The organism is Xanthomonas axonopodis (assembly GCF_001304695.1).
Taxonomy (GTDB): domain Bacteria; phylum Pseudomonadota; class Gammaproteobacteria; order Xanthomonadales; family Xanthomonadaceae; genus Xanthomonas; species Xanthomonas axonopodis.
Map to the genome: position 1 here is coordinate 1 of NZ_JFAQ01000167.1, position 15,313 is coordinate 15,313.

General features: G+C 66.3%; 13 protein-coding genes and 4 pseudogenes. 4 read left to right on the forward strand and 13 right to left on the reverse strand.

Annotated features, from left to right (window positions below):
• Positions 1 to 132 (forward strand): annotated as a pseudogene (locus XAXN_RS21760) (IS481 family transposase); the annotation flags it as partial.
• On the opposite strand, the pseudogene XAXN_RS15020 reads toward XAXN_RS21760, so the two are convergent.
• The 3 genes and pseudogenes from XAXN_RS15020 to XAXN_RS15030 form a co-directional block, all read right to left on the reverse strand.
• A pseudogene (locus XAXN_RS15020) lies at positions 128 to 361 on the reverse strand (aldo/keto reductase); the annotation flags it as partial. The pseudogenes XAXN_RS21760 and XAXN_RS15020 sit on opposite strands and share 5 nt — an antisense overlap.
• Before the next feature lie 82 nt (positions 362 to 443).
• Positions 444 to 1,472 carry an NADP-dependent oxidoreductase gene (locus tag XAXN_RS15025; RefSeq protein WP_054320143.1) on the reverse strand — a complete coding sequence of 343 codons (1,029 nt, stop codon included), beginning with the start codon at positions 1,470 to 1,472 and terminating at the stop codon, positions 444 to 446.
• A 134-nt stretch (positions 1,473 to 1,606) separates the two neighbouring features.
• The gene (locus XAXN_RS15030) at positions 1,607 to 2,578 is read right to left on the reverse strand and encodes an aldo/keto reductase (RefSeq protein WP_054320144.1); all 972 of its coding nucleotides are present in this window, start codon (positions 2,576 to 2,578) and stop codon (positions 1,607 to 1,609) included.
• A 232-nt stretch (positions 2,579 to 2,810) separates the two neighbouring features.
• Between XAXN_RS15030 and XAXN_RS15035 the strand changes: the two are divergent.
• A pseudogene (locus tag XAXN_RS15035) lies at positions 2,811 to 3,353 on the forward strand (class I SAM-dependent methyltransferase); the annotation flags it as partial.
• Positions 3,354 to 3,493: 140 nt separating this feature from the next.
• The gene (locus XAXN_RS15040) at positions 3,494 to 4,066 is read left to right on the forward strand and encodes a pseudouridine synthase (protein WP_054320145.1); all 573 of its coding nucleotides are present in this window, start codon (positions 3,494 to 3,496) and stop codon (positions 4,064 to 4,066) included.
• A 330-nt stretch (positions 4,067 to 4,396) separates the two neighbouring features.
• Here the strand turns inward: XAXN_RS15040 and XAXN_RS15045 are convergent, their stop codons facing one another.
• Both XAXN_RS15045 and hrpB read right to left on the reverse strand, forming a co-directional pair.
• On the reverse strand, positions 4,397 to 4,828 hold the full coding sequence (locus XAXN_RS15045) for a hypothetical protein (protein WP_054320146.1): 432 nt from the start codon (positions 4,826 to 4,828) through the stop codon (positions 4,397 to 4,399).
• A gap of 136 nt (positions 4,829 to 4,964) precedes the next feature.
• Positions 4,965 to 7,494: pseudogene (gene hrpB / locus XAXN_RS15050) on the reverse strand (ATP-dependent helicase HrpB).
• 232 nt (positions 7,495 to 7,726) lie between these two features.
• Between hrpB and XAXN_RS15055 the strand changes: the two are divergent.
• Positions 7,727 to 8,011, forward strand: a complete 285-nt coding sequence (locus XAXN_RS15055) for a hypothetical protein (protein WP_042824421.1) — start codon at positions 7,727 to 7,729, stop codon at positions 8,009 to 8,011.
• A gap of 180 nt (positions 8,012 to 8,191) precedes the next feature.
• Here XAXN_RS15055 and XAXN_RS15060 read toward each other — a convergent pair whose 3' ends face one another.
• The 8 genes from XAXN_RS15060 to XAXN_RS15095 all read right to left on the reverse strand — a co-directional run bounded on the left by XAXN_RS15060 (position 8,192) and on the right by XAXN_RS15095 (position 14,815).
• On the reverse strand, positions 8,192 to 8,665 hold the full coding sequence (locus tag XAXN_RS15060) for a YehS family protein (protein WP_042824420.1): 474 nt from the start codon (positions 8,663 to 8,665) through the stop codon (positions 8,192 to 8,194).
• Positions 8,666 to 8,834: 169 nt separating this feature from the next.
• On the reverse strand, positions 8,835 to 9,194 hold the full coding sequence (gene uraH, locus XAXN_RS15065) for a hydroxyisourate hydrolase (protein ID WP_134812685.1): 360 nt from the start codon (positions 9,192 to 9,194) through the stop codon (positions 8,835 to 8,837).
• Positions 9,164 to 10,585 carry an FAD-dependent urate hydroxylase HpyO gene (gene hpyO, locus XAXN_RS15070; protein ID WP_042824418.1) on the reverse strand — a complete coding sequence of 474 codons (1,422 nt, stop codon included), beginning with the start codon at positions 10,583 to 10,585 and terminating at the stop codon, positions 9,164 to 9,166. The genes uraH and hpyO overlap by 31 nt, the downstream gene beginning before the upstream one ends.
• Positions 10,582 to 11,073 (reverse strand): 2-oxo-4-hydroxy-4-carboxy-5-ureidoimidazoline decarboxylase, encoded by a 492-nt coding sequence (gene uraD, locus XAXN_RS15075; protein ID WP_042824416.1) that lies wholly within the window; start codon positions 11,071 to 11,073, stop codon positions 10,582 to 10,584. The genes hpyO and uraD overlap by 4 nt, the downstream gene beginning before the upstream one ends.
• On the reverse strand, positions 11,070 to 11,465 hold the full coding sequence (gene hpxZ / locus XAXN_RS15080; RefSeq protein ID WP_054320147.1) for an oxalurate catabolism protein HpxZ: 396 nt from the start codon (positions 11,463 to 11,465) through the stop codon (positions 11,070 to 11,072). Before hpxZ ends, uraD begins: the two co-directional genes overlap by 4 nt.
• A complete protein-coding gene (gene puuE, locus XAXN_RS15085) occupies positions 11,462 to 12,352 on the reverse strand; it encodes an allantoinase PuuE (protein ID WP_054320148.1) in 891 nt (296 codons plus the stop codon). The genes hpxZ and puuE overlap by 4 nt, the downstream gene beginning before the upstream one ends.
• On the reverse strand, positions 12,349 to 13,605 hold the full coding sequence (locus XAXN_RS15090; protein ID WP_054320149.1) for a pyridoxal-phosphate-dependent aminotransferase family protein: 1,257 nt from the start codon (positions 13,603 to 13,605) through the stop codon (positions 12,349 to 12,351). Before XAXN_RS15090 ends, puuE begins: the two co-directional genes overlap by 4 nt.
• Entirely contained in the window at positions 13,595 to 14,815 is a 1,221-nt protein-coding gene (locus tag XAXN_RS15095; RefSeq protein WP_241148188.1) for an allantoate amidohydrolase, read from the reverse strand. The genes XAXN_RS15090 and XAXN_RS15095 overlap by 11 nt, the downstream gene beginning before the upstream one ends.
• Between the last annotated feature and the right edge of the window lie 498 nt (positions 14,816 to 15,313).

Below are 15,313 nucleotides of genomic sequence, written 5' to 3' on the forward strand. Positions count from 1 at the left end.
TACAACTACGGTCGCAGGCTCAAAGCTCTGAAGGGTCTGACACCGTACGAATTCATCTGCAAGCAGTGGACATCCGAACCCGAGCGGTTCAAAGTGAATCCGATCCATCTAATGCCGGGACTGAACAGCTAGTCAGCAAGGCGCCGTCGCCGAACTTGTCCACCCAGATCTTGGTGGTCAGATACAGCTGATCGCGCGCGATGCCGGAGGCTGCGATCGCTTCGCCAACCTGCGCTTCGTTGTCGTAAATCTGCGCGGTATCGACCGCCCGATAGCCCAACTCCAATGCGTTGCGCACCGAGTCGATGACAACCTGATCCTTGAGACGAAAGGTACCGAGGCCGAATGCGGGGACAGTCATTGTGTTCCTTTGGGAATGGAGAATCGGGAATGGGGAGTGGGGAATCGCAACAGCGACCGTGTGCGACGTGGTGTGAGGTTGATCAGTCCAGAGCGACCACGGCCTTGCCGAAGTTCCTGCCGCGCAACACGTCGATCAGTCCCTGCGGTGCGCTGTCCAGGCCGTGCAGCACGTGCTCGCGGTACTGAATCTTGTCCTCGCGCAGCCACTGGCCCATTTCGCGCAGGAAGGCAGGCATCAGGCGGATGAAATCGTGCTGGATGAAGCCGCGCACCGTCAGGCGTTTGCGCAGCACCTGGCCCATGAAGTCGGGCAGGCGATCCGGGCCGGGGTGGGCTTGCCCACGGTTGTTGTAGGTGGCGATCACGCCGCAGACCGGGATGCGTGCAAAGTCGTTGAGCTGCGGCAGCACTGCATCGAACACCTTGCCACCGACGTTTTCAAAATAGATGTCGATGCCGTCCGGCGTCGCGGCGCGCAACTGCTCTGCAAAGTCGTCGGCGCGGTGATCCAGCGCCACGTCCACATGGAGCGTGTCACGCAGGTAACGCACTTTCTCTTTGCCACCGGCAATGGCGACCACGCGCAGGCCCTGCAGGCGTGCAAGCTGCGCCACCGTGGCACCGACCGGGCCGCTGGCGGCCGCGACCACCAGCGTTTCGCCGGGCTGCGGCTTGCCGATTTCATGCAGGCCCGCATAGGCCGTAAAGCCGGGCATGCCATACACGCCGAGCGCAGTGCTCAGTGGCAGGCTGTCGTCCTTGGATAGCTTGCGCAGGGGTGTGGTCGGGGTCAGCAGCGTATGCGTCTGCCAGCCACCGGGCAGCACCAGCAGATCGCCAGGGTGATAGTCGGCGTGATTGGACGCGATGACTTCGCCGACGGTGCCGCCTTCCATCACCGCATCGATGGCCACCGGCGCGGCGTAGGACGGGCCTTCGTCCATGCTGCCACGCATATACGGGTCCAGCGACAGGAAGCGATTGCGGACCAGAATCTGATCGTGGCCGGGAGGTGCGACTACGACCTCTTCGATGCAGAAGTTGTCGGCGCTGGGTTCTCCGTGCGGGCGCGATGCCAGCACGATGCGGCGGTTGATGATGGAGGTCATGGGAATGGCTCGCAGACGGTCCGCGCGTGCGCGGTCGGGTGAGCACAGCCGCCGGTGCGGCTGTGCGAGGGAATGCTGTCATAGACGCAGCAGGGTGCATGTTCGGCAAACAAGACGACATGCCCACTGACGCGCTAAACGGCTGTCGATGACTCCGGCGCGCTGGCGCTGTCGAGTTGCGCAATCTGATCGGCACTGAGCGCCACGCGTGCGGCGGCCAGCACATCGTGCAACTGGGTCACGCTGGTGGCGCTGACGATCGGCGCGGTCAGGCCGGGGCGTGCGATCAGCCAGGCCAGCGCAATCCGTGCAGGCGTGGCGTTGTGCGTCACGGCCAGATCGTCCAGCGCCTGCAGGATGCGCAGGCCACGCGGGTTGACGTACTGCTTGACCACCGATGCACCGCGTGCGCTGCTCTTGCCGGCATCGTCGGCGCTGCGGTATTTGCCGGTGAGAAAGCCGCTGGCCAGCGAGTAGTAGCTGATCACCCCCAGCTCGCGCTCGCGCACCAGCGGCTCCAGTTCGGCTTCGTAACCGGCGCGATCGTACAGGTTGTATTCCGGCTGCAGGCTTTCATAGCGCGGCAGTTTGTACTGCTCGGAAATATCCAATGCATCGTGCAGGCGCGCAGCGCTGTAGTTGGACGCGCCGATCGCACGCACCTTGCCTTGTTCGATCAGTCGGCCGAACGCCGCCAGCGTGGCTTCCAGCGGAATCGATTCGTCGTCTTCGTGCGCCTGGTACAGATCGATCACATCGGTCTGCAGACGCGTCAGCGAATCTTCCACCGCTGCAGCGATATTGTCCGGCGAAAGCCCGGGATGCTCGCTCCACTTGGCCACCTTGGTGGCGATCAGCACCTTGTCGCGCTTTCCGCTGCGCGCAAGCCAGCGCCCGATGATGGTTTCCGATTCGCCGCCGCGATTGCCGGGCACCCAGCCGGAGTAAGCATCGGCCGTATCGATGAGATTGAAGCCGGCATCCACGAATGCATCTAGCAAGGCGAACGAGGTCGCCTCGTCGGCACTCCAGCCGAACACATTGCCGCCGAAGACAATCGGTTGAACCTGCAGGCCGGAGCGGCCGAGTGCGCGGGGTTGGTTCATCGTGGATGCTCCTGATTCGAACTGGCAACAGGATAGTCACACACACCGATGTTGCGTGTGACATCTGCGTGGATTCAGCGTTCCGCCGATCGTTCTCAGCCGCTCACGGGATCTGAACATGTCGGCGGCGGGGACGCCGCAACAGGCCTTGCGCGAATGCACGACGGGCATATGGCAGGCGCTGGAGCGCATGCTAGGCTCGCGCTACTTTTTCCGGGATGAGGGTGCTGCGATGATCCGCAACAAGCTGGCCTGTGCATGTGTGATGGGTGTGGTGGTGGCGATGAGTGCGCCGCTGGCGATGGCAATAAAGCCTTCCGACAGCGCGACCTTGCCGGCGCCCGACGCCGCATTGCAGGCGGCTATCGATGGCAACTGGCGCGACCGCGTGTACGTGCAGCGCGATCAATATCGCCACCCCGGTCAGACGCTGGCGTTCTTCGGCATCAAGCCGACCCAGACCGTCATCGAAATTAGCCCGGGCGGCGGCTGGTATTCGGAAATCCTGGCGCCGTACCTGCGCGACAAGGGCAAGTACGTGGCGGCGGCGGTCGACCCGGCCTCGGCGCCGGAAGGCCGCAGCCGCGAGTACGAGCAACGCGCGCGCGACGAGCTGGAGAAGAAGTTCTATGCCAAGCCGGAGGTGTATGGCAAGCCGTCGCTCGTGTCGTATGTGCCCAAGTCGCCGTCCTTTGGCGTGGACAACTCCGCCGACCTGGTGCTGACCTTCCGCAACGTGCATAACTGGCGCATAGCCGGCACTGCCGAGGCGATGCCATCGGCGAGAGCGACCGCATGACCCTGAAGTTCGTCAAGCGCTGACGCCCGACCTGCATGGCGGCGCGTTGCGCGTGTCGGCATGCAGATGTTGGACGGCATCGGGTTCGTGCGGCGCGTCGCGCAACAGGATTGGCAATGTTGGTGTTGTTGAACAAACCCTATGGTGTGCTCTCGCAATTCAGCGACCGTTCGCAGCCGCCCAAGCGCACGCTGGCCGAATTCGGCCTGCCGCCCGATGTGTATGCCGCAGGCCGTCTGGACCATGACAGCGAAGGCTTGCTGTTGCTGACCGACGATGGTGCATTGGCGCATCGGCTGACCGACCCGCGCCACAAACAGCCCAAGACGTACTGGGTACAGGTGGAGGGTGCGCCACACGCCGAGCAACTGCAGGCGTTGCGCGACGGCGTGGTGCTAAACGATGGCCCCACCCGGCCGGCACAGGTGCGCATGCTCGACCCGGCACCGCAGCTGTGGCCGCGCGATCCTCCGGTGCGCGTGCGCAAGACCGTGCCCGACGCCTGGCTGGAGCTGCAGATCACCGAAGGCCGCAACCGTCAGGTGCGGCGCATGACCGCAGCGGTGGACTTGCCGACCTTGCGCCTGGTGCGCGTGGCCATCGGCGATTGGCGGCTGGACATGCTTGCACCCGGACAGTGGCGCACTGAAGAAACGGCCAGCGGGCGCCCGCGCCGGAGCCGGCGCTGAGGTGTTGCAACTGTGGCGTGCACGGCACGACGTGGCATTGCGCTACGGGGTTTGGTCGCTAACAAAATGATCGCATCGCCGTCGGGCGCGATGACCGGAGCCTGCGAGCGGGGCGATCCTGCGCTTGCCTCACGCTTCAGCTGAGCCACGCATGGACCACTGTTGTTCGGTAGGTTTGATGGACGTCCCATTATCTGGCGTAGCCGACATGCAGCGTGGGTCCATCACACGCTGACATCGTGCACTGTGCTGCACGCCGACATGCGCCCTACAAACGAAAAACGCCACGGCAGCAGGCCGTGGCGTTTGAGGGTTGCTACGCGCAGTCGCTTATTCGATGCCGTCGCTCGGGGTCACCGCACCGCGACGCTGGTAGGCCGCGCGGCGTGCGTTGGCATTGCTGGCATGTTCGCGTTCCAGACGATGCACATTGCCGCCGAGCACCTGCTGGTCACGCTGACGCTTGCGATACACCGCATAGCCGATCAGGCCCAGGCCTGCGACCGCGGCGGCCACCGTGACGGCCGGATTGCGCTTGACCAGTTTGCTGGCAGCCTTGCCACCGGTGCGCACTGCACCGAGCGCGGCGCCGGTCTTGAGCCACTCGCTTGCGCTCGGTCCGAAATGACGCAGGCTGCTGCCGGCGTTGCGTGCCTGATCGCCCGCGTTGGATGCGGCATGACGCAGCTGGTCGCCCGCGGTGCCGGCCAGTTCCAGGGCACGCCCCAGGGCGCGTTCGGTGATCACAGTCAGCTTGCTCATCGGAGGCGTTTCCTTTCTGAGTACATGGCCTGCAGTCTGTGCGCTGATGCGTATAGGCGGCGTTAGCGGCGCTGGGTCTCGTTTGGCTTACGGTTAGGTAGCGCGGCGCATGAGATTTCGAGCACCGGTTTCCCCTTCACCGCCGCTGCGGGTCCGTGCGTGTCAGGGTGCCGCGTGGTTTGGCTCGGTGAGTTGCTGCAGCGGTCCATGGATCATCTGGCCACGGATGCCGCGGATACCGCCCCTTCATCTCTTTATTTAACGTCCGGATACGTATTCGCCCAGAAACTGCCCAGGTCCTGGGTCACCTGCAACGGCCGCCCGCCGGGGGACAGCAGGTGCAATGTCAACGGGATGCGGCCGTCGGCGATGCGTGGAGTTTCGGCCAGGCCGAACAGTTCCTGCAGTTTGACCGCCAGCACTGGCGGTAGCGGTTGGCCGGCGTGATCGAGGGCGTAGCTGATCGGTCGCTCCATGCCCGAGGGCACGCTGATGCGGGTGGGCGCATGGTGGTCGATCGACTGGCGACGCTCCCAGGGCAGCGCGCTCTTCAGTGCTTCGCCCAGGCTGGCCTCATCCAGCGCGTCCAGACGGGTTTTGCCGGCGAAGGCCGGGCGTAGCCAGGTGTCCAGCGTCTCCAGCAGCGCCGTATCGGAAAGATCGGGCAGCGCCAGCTCGGGCATCCATGCCCGCAGCGACTGCATGCGTGCGCGCCACTGCTGCAGGTTTTCGGTCCACGGCAGGGCGTCCAGGCCAAGTTGACGCACTGCGTCGGTGAGGGCGCCTGCGGCGTGCGCCGGATCGACGCGACCGGCCGGGCGGCTGTCGAGCACGATCCGGTCGAAGTTGGATTGGCGGCGGGCGACCAGGGCGCGCTTGTCCGCGTCCCACTGCACCACGTCCTGCTGCACGAAGCGCTCGGGCAGGCTGCGACGCAGGTAGGCTTCGTCCACCGGCGCGGCGCGCAGCAACAGCGCATCCTTGGCTTCGTAGCGCAGCTCGCTGGCTACCAGCCACGGTTCGCCGCGCAGATCGCTGTGGTCGAACAGGCGCGCGCTGCGGCCGTTGGCGAGCAGGTAGCGCAGCGGGTCGGCGGGGTGGCGTGCGGCGATGCGATCAGGGAACGCATGCGACAGCAGGTCGCCGAGTGCGTGCGCCTCCACGTTGGATGGCGGGGCGCTGTCGCAGCGCAGCCGGCGTCGCCATTGTCTGGCGGCGCTGTCGATGGCAGCCAGGCCACCGCGATTGGCGTCGGCCGCGCTGCGGCCCTGACGAAATGCCGCCAGCGCCCGCCAACGCGTGGCCAGCCCATCGCCACCCTGGCGCAGCGGATCGCGCGCTTCCAGCAGCGCGGCCAGGTCGCAGGCCAGCGCTACACGCGAAGCATCGCCGGCGTGCGCGAGCATCGCTGCCAGGCGTGGATGCGTGCCCAGCGCCAGCATGCGCCGGCCGAGTGCGGTGATGTCGCCGCTTGCGCTGAGCGCGCCCAGCCGCTGCAGCAGTTCGTGCGCGGCCGCCAGCGCGCCACTGAGCGGCGCATCGACAAAGCGCAGCGCGCTGCTGCCCCAGGCGGCCAGTTCCAGTGCCAGGCCGGCCAGTTCCACTTGCGTGATTTCGGCGCGGCGCTGCGGCTCCAGCCGTTGCGATTGCGGCCACAGCCGGTAGGCCCAGCCGCTGGCGACACGCCCGGCGCGGCCGGCGCGCTGGTCTGCCGAGGCCTGCGCAATGGCCGCCACGTCCAGCCGCGAAAAGCCGCTGTTGGGGTCGTAATGCGGCTCGCGCGCCAGCCCGCTGTCGATCACCACGCGCACGCCCGGCAAGGTGACCGAGGACTCGGCCACGTTGGTGGCCAGCACCACGCGGCGGCGCCCTTGCGGGTCGGGCTGCAGTACCTGGCTTTGCGCCTCCACCGACAGCTCGCCGTGCAGCGGCAGCACGTGCACCGCCGGATCCAGCACATCCTGCAGGGCGGTGTGCACGCGCGCGATTTCGCGCTGGCCGGGCAGAAACACCAGCACGTCGCCGGGATGCGAGGACAACGCGTGCTCCACCGCACGCCGCGTCTGCGGCTCCAGCGCTTCGTCGCGGCGCGCGGGAAAGTGCGCAATTTCCACCGGGAAGCTGCGCCCGGCACTGCTCAGCCGCGGCGCTTCCATAAAGCCGGCCAGGCGTTCGCCATCCAGCGTGGCCGACATCGCCACGATGCGCAGGTCCTCGCGCACCTGCGCCTGCACATCCAGCGCCAGCGCAAGACCCAGGTCGCCGGCCAGATGCCGTTCGTGGAATTCGTCGAACAGCAGCACGCCGACGCTTTCCAGCATCGGGTCGTCCTGGATCAGCCGGGTCAGGATGCCTTCGGTGACCACTTCAATGCGGGTCCGCGCGGAGGTCTTGTTCTCGAAGCGGATGCGGTAGCCCACCGTCTCGCCGACCGGCTCGCCAAGCTGGCGCGCCATGAACTGCGCCGCGCTGCGGGCCGCCACGCGGCGCGGCTCCAGCATTACGATCTTGCGGCCGACCAGCCATGGCGCATCCAGCAGCGCCAACGGCACCTGGGTGGTCTTGCCGGCGCCGGGCGGCGCTTCCAGCACCAGCCGCGGATGCGCGGCAAGACTGTCGCGAATCTGCGGCAACAGCGGGGAGATGGGAAAAGCGGGGTCGGTCATGCGCGGCAAGGATACGTTTCTGCTGCATAGAGTGCGACAGAGACCTGTGCGCGACTGCCGGCAGCCCGCTGCGTTCTGGCTCACCATAATAGAGCGCACGAAATGCTCCACGTTGCAGCGAAGCATCGGGTGCGAGATACGTAATCGCAGCGCTAAATCAGAAATCCCCGTATTCCACTTCGGTCAAAGTCTTTCCACAATCAGCAGGCCACTCCGCCAATCCAGAGACGCTATGAACGACTACGGTTCTTATCGCTACCTGCCTGCCGATGGTTGGTACGCGACCTATCCCCAAGTGACCGATACCGACCAGGTGCGCGTCTTCCAACGTGTGGCGCTATGGCGGGTTGCCCCGCACGGTACCATCGTGGGTCTGATCTCCTCGCTCGACGGCGACCAGGAGGACATCGAGTCGCAGCTTCTCAGTGCCCCGCGCGGACAAGGCGTCCACTACATCCACATGGATGATATGACCGAACAAGAACGCGAGCAGATCCGCCACAGACGTTTCAGCTGATCGCACCTGCTGCGTGTTGGGCGCCGTCGCGCGTGATCTGACGACTACGGTACAGATGGCGCATGGTCATTCGTACCGTGGTGGTGAGTTAGATCGTGCATGCGGTTCTCAATAGTGCTCTTGCGCCGACAAAGGACATCCGCTGGACAAGCGCCAGCGGCCGAGCCCGTGCGCTGAAGATCATCCCGCTTCGCGCATCCGGGCGGTCAGGCCCTTGAGGAAGGCGCGCAGGAGCTGGTCGCCGCAGGGACGGAAGTTCTTGTGGCCGGGTTGGCGGAACAGTGCCGAGAGTTCCGGCTTGGACAGCGGGAAACCCGCGCTGGCGAAGATGGCGTGCATGTCGACGTCCTTCAATTCGAAGGCCACGCGCAGCTTCTTCAACACCAGGTTGTTGCTGACGCGGCTTTCCAGCGGGCGGACCGGCTGGCTCTCGTCGCGGCCGCGGAAGCGCAGCACCAGGCCATCCAGAAAACGCGCCAGCATCGCATCGGTGCAGGGCTCAAAGCCCGGCTCGTCTTCCTTTTTCAGCCAGGCCTGTACCTGCGGCTTGTCGAGCGCGAACTCGGGGTCGGCCAGGTGGGTGATCTCCACCACCTTGTCGTCGCTGAGCTCGAGCATGTAGCGGATGCTGCGCAGTACATCGTTGTGGATCATGACCGTTCCGGTGCCCCGGCCTGTCGCCGGAAAGCGGCCATTCTACGGGGCTTGAGTGAAACCGGTCTGACACTGTGCGCAGCGGGTCACCCGCGCCGGCAGTGCGATGGAAGCGCAGACCGGCGTGCAGAAGGGCCCGAACGGCCTGCCTTGCGGCAATACGCAGCGCTCAGCTGCCACGATAGGTGGAGTAGCCGTACGGGGAGAGCAATAGCGGCACATGGTAGTGGCCGTCGTCGGCGATGCCGAAGGCAATCGGCACCTGTTCCAGAAACGGCGGGTCGGCCAACGTCATGCCGCTGGCCTGCCAATAGCGGGCCAGGTCGAATTCCAGCCGGTAGCGGCCGGGTTGCAGCGCGAGCGCGGCCAGCTCCGGGCAGCGACCGTCGGGATTGGTGAGGCCTTCGAACTGCAGCGTTTCGCCGGCGAACAGGCGCAGCGGCACGCCCGCGGCGGGGCGGCCTGTGGCAGTGTCCAGCACGTGCGTGGACAGGCTGCTCATGCCACCGCCTGGGTGGGTTGCGGCCATTGGCCGACGAACTCGGGTTGGTCGTAGGCCAAGTAGTTGTCGACGATGGCCTGGCGGTCGTCCAGGAACAACTGGTCGGCCACTGCGCGGGCCAGCCGCGTCAGTGCCACCTTCAGCCCGGACAATGCCGCCGCCGAAGGGCCGTGATTGATCAGCGCCGAATAGTTGAATGCGAACAACCCGTGCAGCAGCGCGGCATCGTCGGGCGTGCGCGGCAGCAGTTCGAAGCCAGGTCCCAGATAGGGATGTGCGTCCAGCAACGGGTTGGCCTGGCCCGGCGGCGGCCGATAGCGATCGCCCCAGCAGGCGATGCGCCCGGACAGCGCGGCCAGTTCCGGCCGCAGGCGCGGATCGGTGACCAGACCGGTGGCGACGGCAAGAAAATCCAAGCGGTGTTCGCGCTGCGGCGTGCGTACGACGATCTCGCCGTCGCGTTCGGCCACGTCCAGCCAGGGCGCACCCAGATGCAGCGCAAAACCGGCATGCGCACAGGCGCGTTGGAAGGTGTCGTTGGTAGGCGGTTGGTTGTGCGCGAAGAAGCTGGCCATTATCCGATACTTGTCTGCATCCGGCAGCGCCAGAAAACGCGGAATGATGCCGGCCTGTTCCATGTGCCGAAACGGATTGATGCGTGGCAATTGAGTTCGGCGCACGAACACCTCGGCACTGGCGACGCCTTGGTCGAGCGCAAAGCAGGCGTTGTCGAAGGCCGAGGCGCCGCCGCCCAGAATGCCCACACGCTTGCCGGCCAGTGCGGCGAAATCGATGTGGCCAGAAGTGTGTGCGTAGCGATGCGCGGGCAGGGCGCGGCTGATCAACTCGGGCACCACCCACTGGCCCCCGCCCTGAATGCCGGTGGCCAGAATCAGCTTGCGTGTGAGCAGGGGTGCGCCCATCGCCAGATGCAGGCGATGGATGCCCGGTGCGAGGTCCGGTTCCACCCGGACCAGGCGGGTGGCGTTGCGCACCGGCAAGCGCAGCGTTGTGCGATACCAGCGCAGATAATCCATCCAGCGCGCGCGCGGAATCTTGTCCAGCGCGTCCCAGGCGGCGCTGCCGTACTGCGCCTCCCACCACGCGCGGAAGGTGAGCGATGGCACGCCCAGATCGATCGAGGTGAGGTGCTTGGGCGTGCGCAAGGTCTGCATGCGCGCGTAGGTCACCCACGGGCCTTCCTGGCCTGCGGGATTTTCGTCGATCACCAGCACGTTGTGCACATGCTCGCGTTGCAGCGCGAACGCCGCCCCCAGGCCGCTCTGGCCGGCGCCGACGATGATCACGTCGTAGACGTGCCCGCCCGGATGCACGCGCGGTTGCACCCAGGCATCGCCACCGTGGGCCAGGCATTGCAGGTCGTGGGCGAGGGTGCGTTCGAGTTGGGCCAGGCTCATGGCAGTGCCTCCAGACGCAGGTGAACGATCTTGCCGATTTCGGCAATGGCGGTGGCGATCTCTGCGTTGCGCGGTGCGTCCAGCCGCTGCTCCAGCGCGGCGAGAATGCCGGCCTTGTCGTGCAGCCGCACGCAGATCACGAACGGGAATCCGAAACGGCGGCGATAGGCCTGATTGAGCGCGTGGAAGCGCTTGAATTCGGCTTCGCTGAGCCGGTCCAGCCCCGCAGCAGACTGCTCTGCGGCCGATGCGGCAGTGAGCGTGCGGTCGAGCGCGGCCTTGCCGGCCAGCTCGGGGTGGGCGCGGATCAGTGCGACCTGATCTTGCGGCGATGCCTCGTGGACAACCTGCATCAGGCCGTGATGCACATCGGCCAACGGCCGCCGTCGCAGCGCACGTTCGATCACCCACGGCGAGTGCTCGAACAGGTCGCGGTAGCGCGCCATGAAGGCGGCATCGTCCAGCCCGGGGTCGTCGATCACGCTCATGCGTGCATGCCTTGCAGCGAGACATGCGCGGCCACGACTTTCCAGCCATCGGCAAAGCGCACCCAGCTCTGGCTTTGCCGGCCGCGTGCAGCACTTCCGTCTCGAACGAATTCGGCGTGCGTGGTGGCAAAGTCGTGGCCGAAAGCATGCACCTGCACATGCGTCAGCCGGCGCTGCGGCGAGCCACCGCGGCCGATACGAAACGCGCGGATGGCGTCAATGCCGTACAACACTTCGCCCACGCCATACCGCACCGTGCTGGGCGCTGCATGGAACAGTGCATCCATCGCAGCGAGGTCATCGCGCATCAGCGCTGTTTCATAGGCATGGAAGGCGGCCGTCACTTGCGAGATGACCTCGGGTAGATCGAAGTCGGCGCTTGCGATGCTCATGCCGGGTGCACCTGCAGCCAATGGCGCGCGATATCGATGCGGCGCGCAATCCAGGCATCGCCGCTGGCCAGCACATGATCGACAAAGCGCGCGAGAGCTGCCGCACGCGCCGGCTTGCCGACGATGCGTCCGTGCAGGCCAATCGAGAGCATGCGCCCGCCTTCGCTGCGCAGCTGTTCGAAGCTGTCGCGCAGATAGCGGAAGAACGGCTCGCCATCGGCAAAGCCGTTGTAGGCGACGAATTTCATGTCGTTGGCATCCAGCGTGTACGGCATGATCAACTGCGCGCGGCCGTGGCGGCTGTCGTAGTACGGCACGTCGTCGGCGTAGCTGTCGGCGTCGTAGACAAAGCCGCCTTCTTCGGCGATCAGGCGGGCGGTGTTGTGGCTGGTGCGCCCCTGATACCAACCCAGCGGGCGGCTGCCGGTGACGCGCGTATGCACGGCGATGGCCTGCGCGATATGCGCGCGCTCGGTGGACTCGTCCATGTGTTGATAATCGATCCAGCGCAGACCGTGGCTGGCGATTTCCCAACCGGCCGCCTGCATCGCGGCAACGGCATCCGGATTGGATGCCAATGCCTGCGCCACACCGAACACGGTCACCGGCACGTTGCGTGCGGTGAACAGCCGATGCAGCCGCCAGAAGCCGGCGCGGCTGCCGTATTCGTACAGGCTTTCCATGGCCATGGCGCGTGCGCCGGGCTGCGCTTGCGCACCGACCATGTCGGACAGAAACGCCTCAGAACCCGCATCGCCGTTGAGCACGCAGTTCTCCGCGCCTTCTTCGTAATTGATAACGAACTGCACGGCGATACGCGCGCCGCCCGGCCACTGCGCTGCAGGCGGCGTGGCGCCATAGCCGAGCAGGTCGCGCGCGGCGTTCATGCCTGCGTTTCCGCGTGCCAGGCGGCCAGTGCCGCTTCCACCGCCAAGCCTTGCGTGCAGGCATAGCCTTCGGCACGCAGCACCGCTTCCAGCGCGGCCAGGGTGATCAGTACCTTGTGCTTCATCGCGTTGTAGCCCATCGCGCCGATGCGCCAGATCTTGCCTTGCAACGGGCCGAACGCAGTGCCGATCTCGATCTCGAAATCTTCGCGCATGCGCCGGCGCACCGCCTCGCTGTCGATGCCGGGCGGAATCACCACGCCGGTGACGTTGGTCATGCGATGCGCATCGTCGCCGAAGACCTCCAGCCCCAACGCGCGGATGCCGGCGCTGACCGCACGCCCGGCCGCCGCGTGGCGCGCGAAGCGTGCATCCAGGCCTTCCTGCAGGGCCACGCGTGCGCATTCGCGTGCGCCGTACAGCATGGTGGTGGCTTCGGTATGGTGGTTGAGGCGCTTGTCCGACCAGTAATCCATGATCATCGCCAGGTCGAAATAATTCGAGGCGATGCGCCGGCCGCTGCCGTTGGCGATGTCGTCGCGCACGATGCCGCGTTCGACATGGCGACGCGCGAAGATGGCCTCGGCCGCGCGCTCGGAGACGGTGATCGGCGCCGAGCCGGATGGCCCGCCCAGGCATTTCTGCAAACCGCCGGTAACCACATCCACGTCCCAGCGATCGCTGGCGATGGGCATGCCGCCGATGGTGGCGGTGGCGTCCACATAACTCAGCGCACCGGCTGCGCGGCACAGCGCGCCGACGCCATCGAGCGGCTGCGCCATGGTGGTGGAGGTATCGCCGTGTACGGTGGCCACCAGTTTGGGTGCCACGCGCTCGATCGCCTCGGCAATCGCGCCCAGCGGCAGCACCTGTCCCCATGGCGCATCCACGCTGTGCACCTCGGCGCCGAGGCGGTCCAGGATTTCGGTGAGCAACAAGCCGAAGCGGCCGAAGTTGAGCACCAGCACGCGCTCGCCCGGGTTGACCAGCGAGACCAGCGCCGCTTCGATACCGGCGCGCGCGGTGCCATCGACCAGGAAGGTCCAGCGGTTCTCGGTGCCGAACAACGGCCGATAGAGCGCCATCACCTCGTTCATGTAGGTGGTCATTTCCGGATCGAACTGCCCCAGCAGATCTGCCGCCATCGCACGCAGTACGCGCGGATGCGCATTGACCGGGCCCGGGCCCATCAACAGGCGCTGCGGGGGGGCGAGTTCGCCGAAGGTATGCAGCTGACGCAGATCAGGTGACAAGGGGATCTCCCAGATGGTCGATAAAGTGGCGCATGACTGCCAGCGCGATCTCGGCATCGGCCGGATCGACATGTTCGTCCGGATGATGGCTGATCCCACCGGCGCAGCGCACGAACAGCATCGCAGTGGGACACAGCGCGGCCATCACCATGGCATCGTGCCCCGCACCGGAGACTAGTTGCCGCGGTGCGATGCCTTGCGCGGCAACCGCGTGTTCCAGGCGCGTGATCAGCGCCGGGGCGCAGGGGCTGGCGGCCAGTGTCTGCAGTGGCTCGACGGCGATGGCGATGCCGCGGTGGATGGCGATCTGCGCGAGTGCCTGTTCGATCTGGTGCACGGCGGCATCGCGGGGTGCATCGCTGCCGGCGCGTACGTCCAGCGTGCAGTCCACACGTCCCGGGACCACGTTGGTGGCGCCGGGAGCCACCTGCAGCTTGCCGACGGTGGCGACCAGATCGCTGCTGCCAGCGCGGGCGATACGTTCGATGGCGAGTAGCGCTTCGGCTGCGGCGCTCAATGCGTCGCGGCGCAGTGCCATGCTGGTGGTGCCGGCATGTCCGGCGCGGCCCTCGAAACGCAGCGCGAAGCGTCGCTGTGCGGCGATGGCGCTGACGATGCCGAGCGGCAATCCTTCCGCTTCCAACACCGGGCCCTGTTCGATATGGGTTTCCAGATACGCCAGCACGCTGCCTGGGGCGCGGGCGGCGTGCTGCACGTGGACGATGTCCAGGTTCCACTCGGCCAGCGCGCTGGCCACCGTGATGCCGGCGGCATCGGCGACCGCAAGCGTGGTGGGGTCGAGCGTGCCGGCCACCGCGCGGCTGCAGAACATGGATGCGGGAAAGCGCGAGCCCTCTTCGTCGCCGAAGGCGATAACCTCGATGGCAAACGGCAGCCGGCGCCGCTGCGCATGCAGTGCGGCGACGCATTCGATGCCGAGCAGGATGCCGAGCGGGCCATCGTAGCGCCCGGCATCGCGCACGCTGTCCAGGTGGCTACCGATCAACAGCGCCGGGGCGTCTGGCTGGGTGCCGGCGTAGCGGCCCACCAATGTGCCGAGGGGATCGATGCGCACCTGCATGCCGGCCTCCTTCATCCAGGTGCCCACCTGTTCCACCGTGGCGCGGTAGGCAGGACCAAGCCAGCCGCGGAATAGCCCGGTGTCGCTGTCGCTGTAGGGCGCGATGCCGAGCGCGTCGCACCGTGCCACCGCACGCGCACCGCCAGGAGCGGTGAGGTCGGAGGCGGCTTGGCGGGACGGCAGGGCAGCGGGCATCGACAGGACCAACGGGGCTCGCGGAGGGTTCAATGGCAGTCCGGGAGCAGGCGAGATAGGTGACACTTCGACTATAGGGAGGCAGTCCTGTCGCCATCAAAGAGTTTTTTCGCGGGCTTGTGCTGCAAAAAATGCAACGCGTGGCGGGGCACGCTGGCCAAGGGCCGCCGGTGGCAGGCATCCCCTTGCCACGCCCTCAACCAGCGAAAGCGTGCGCGTGCCGACTGCACCTAAGAAAGGTCTGATCAACGCGGCCGGACGACACTGCGAGACACATCGGTCGCGTTGACCGCGCTCAGACCTTCGATTTTCCGCCGTTTCCGGCGCATTTTCGGGTTGTTTGCCCCATTACAGGCACACCTTCCCCACGTGTTGGTGGACGCCTGCTGTTACGTGGTTGGCAGCGGTGGATCGTGGCGGATGCTACCCAGA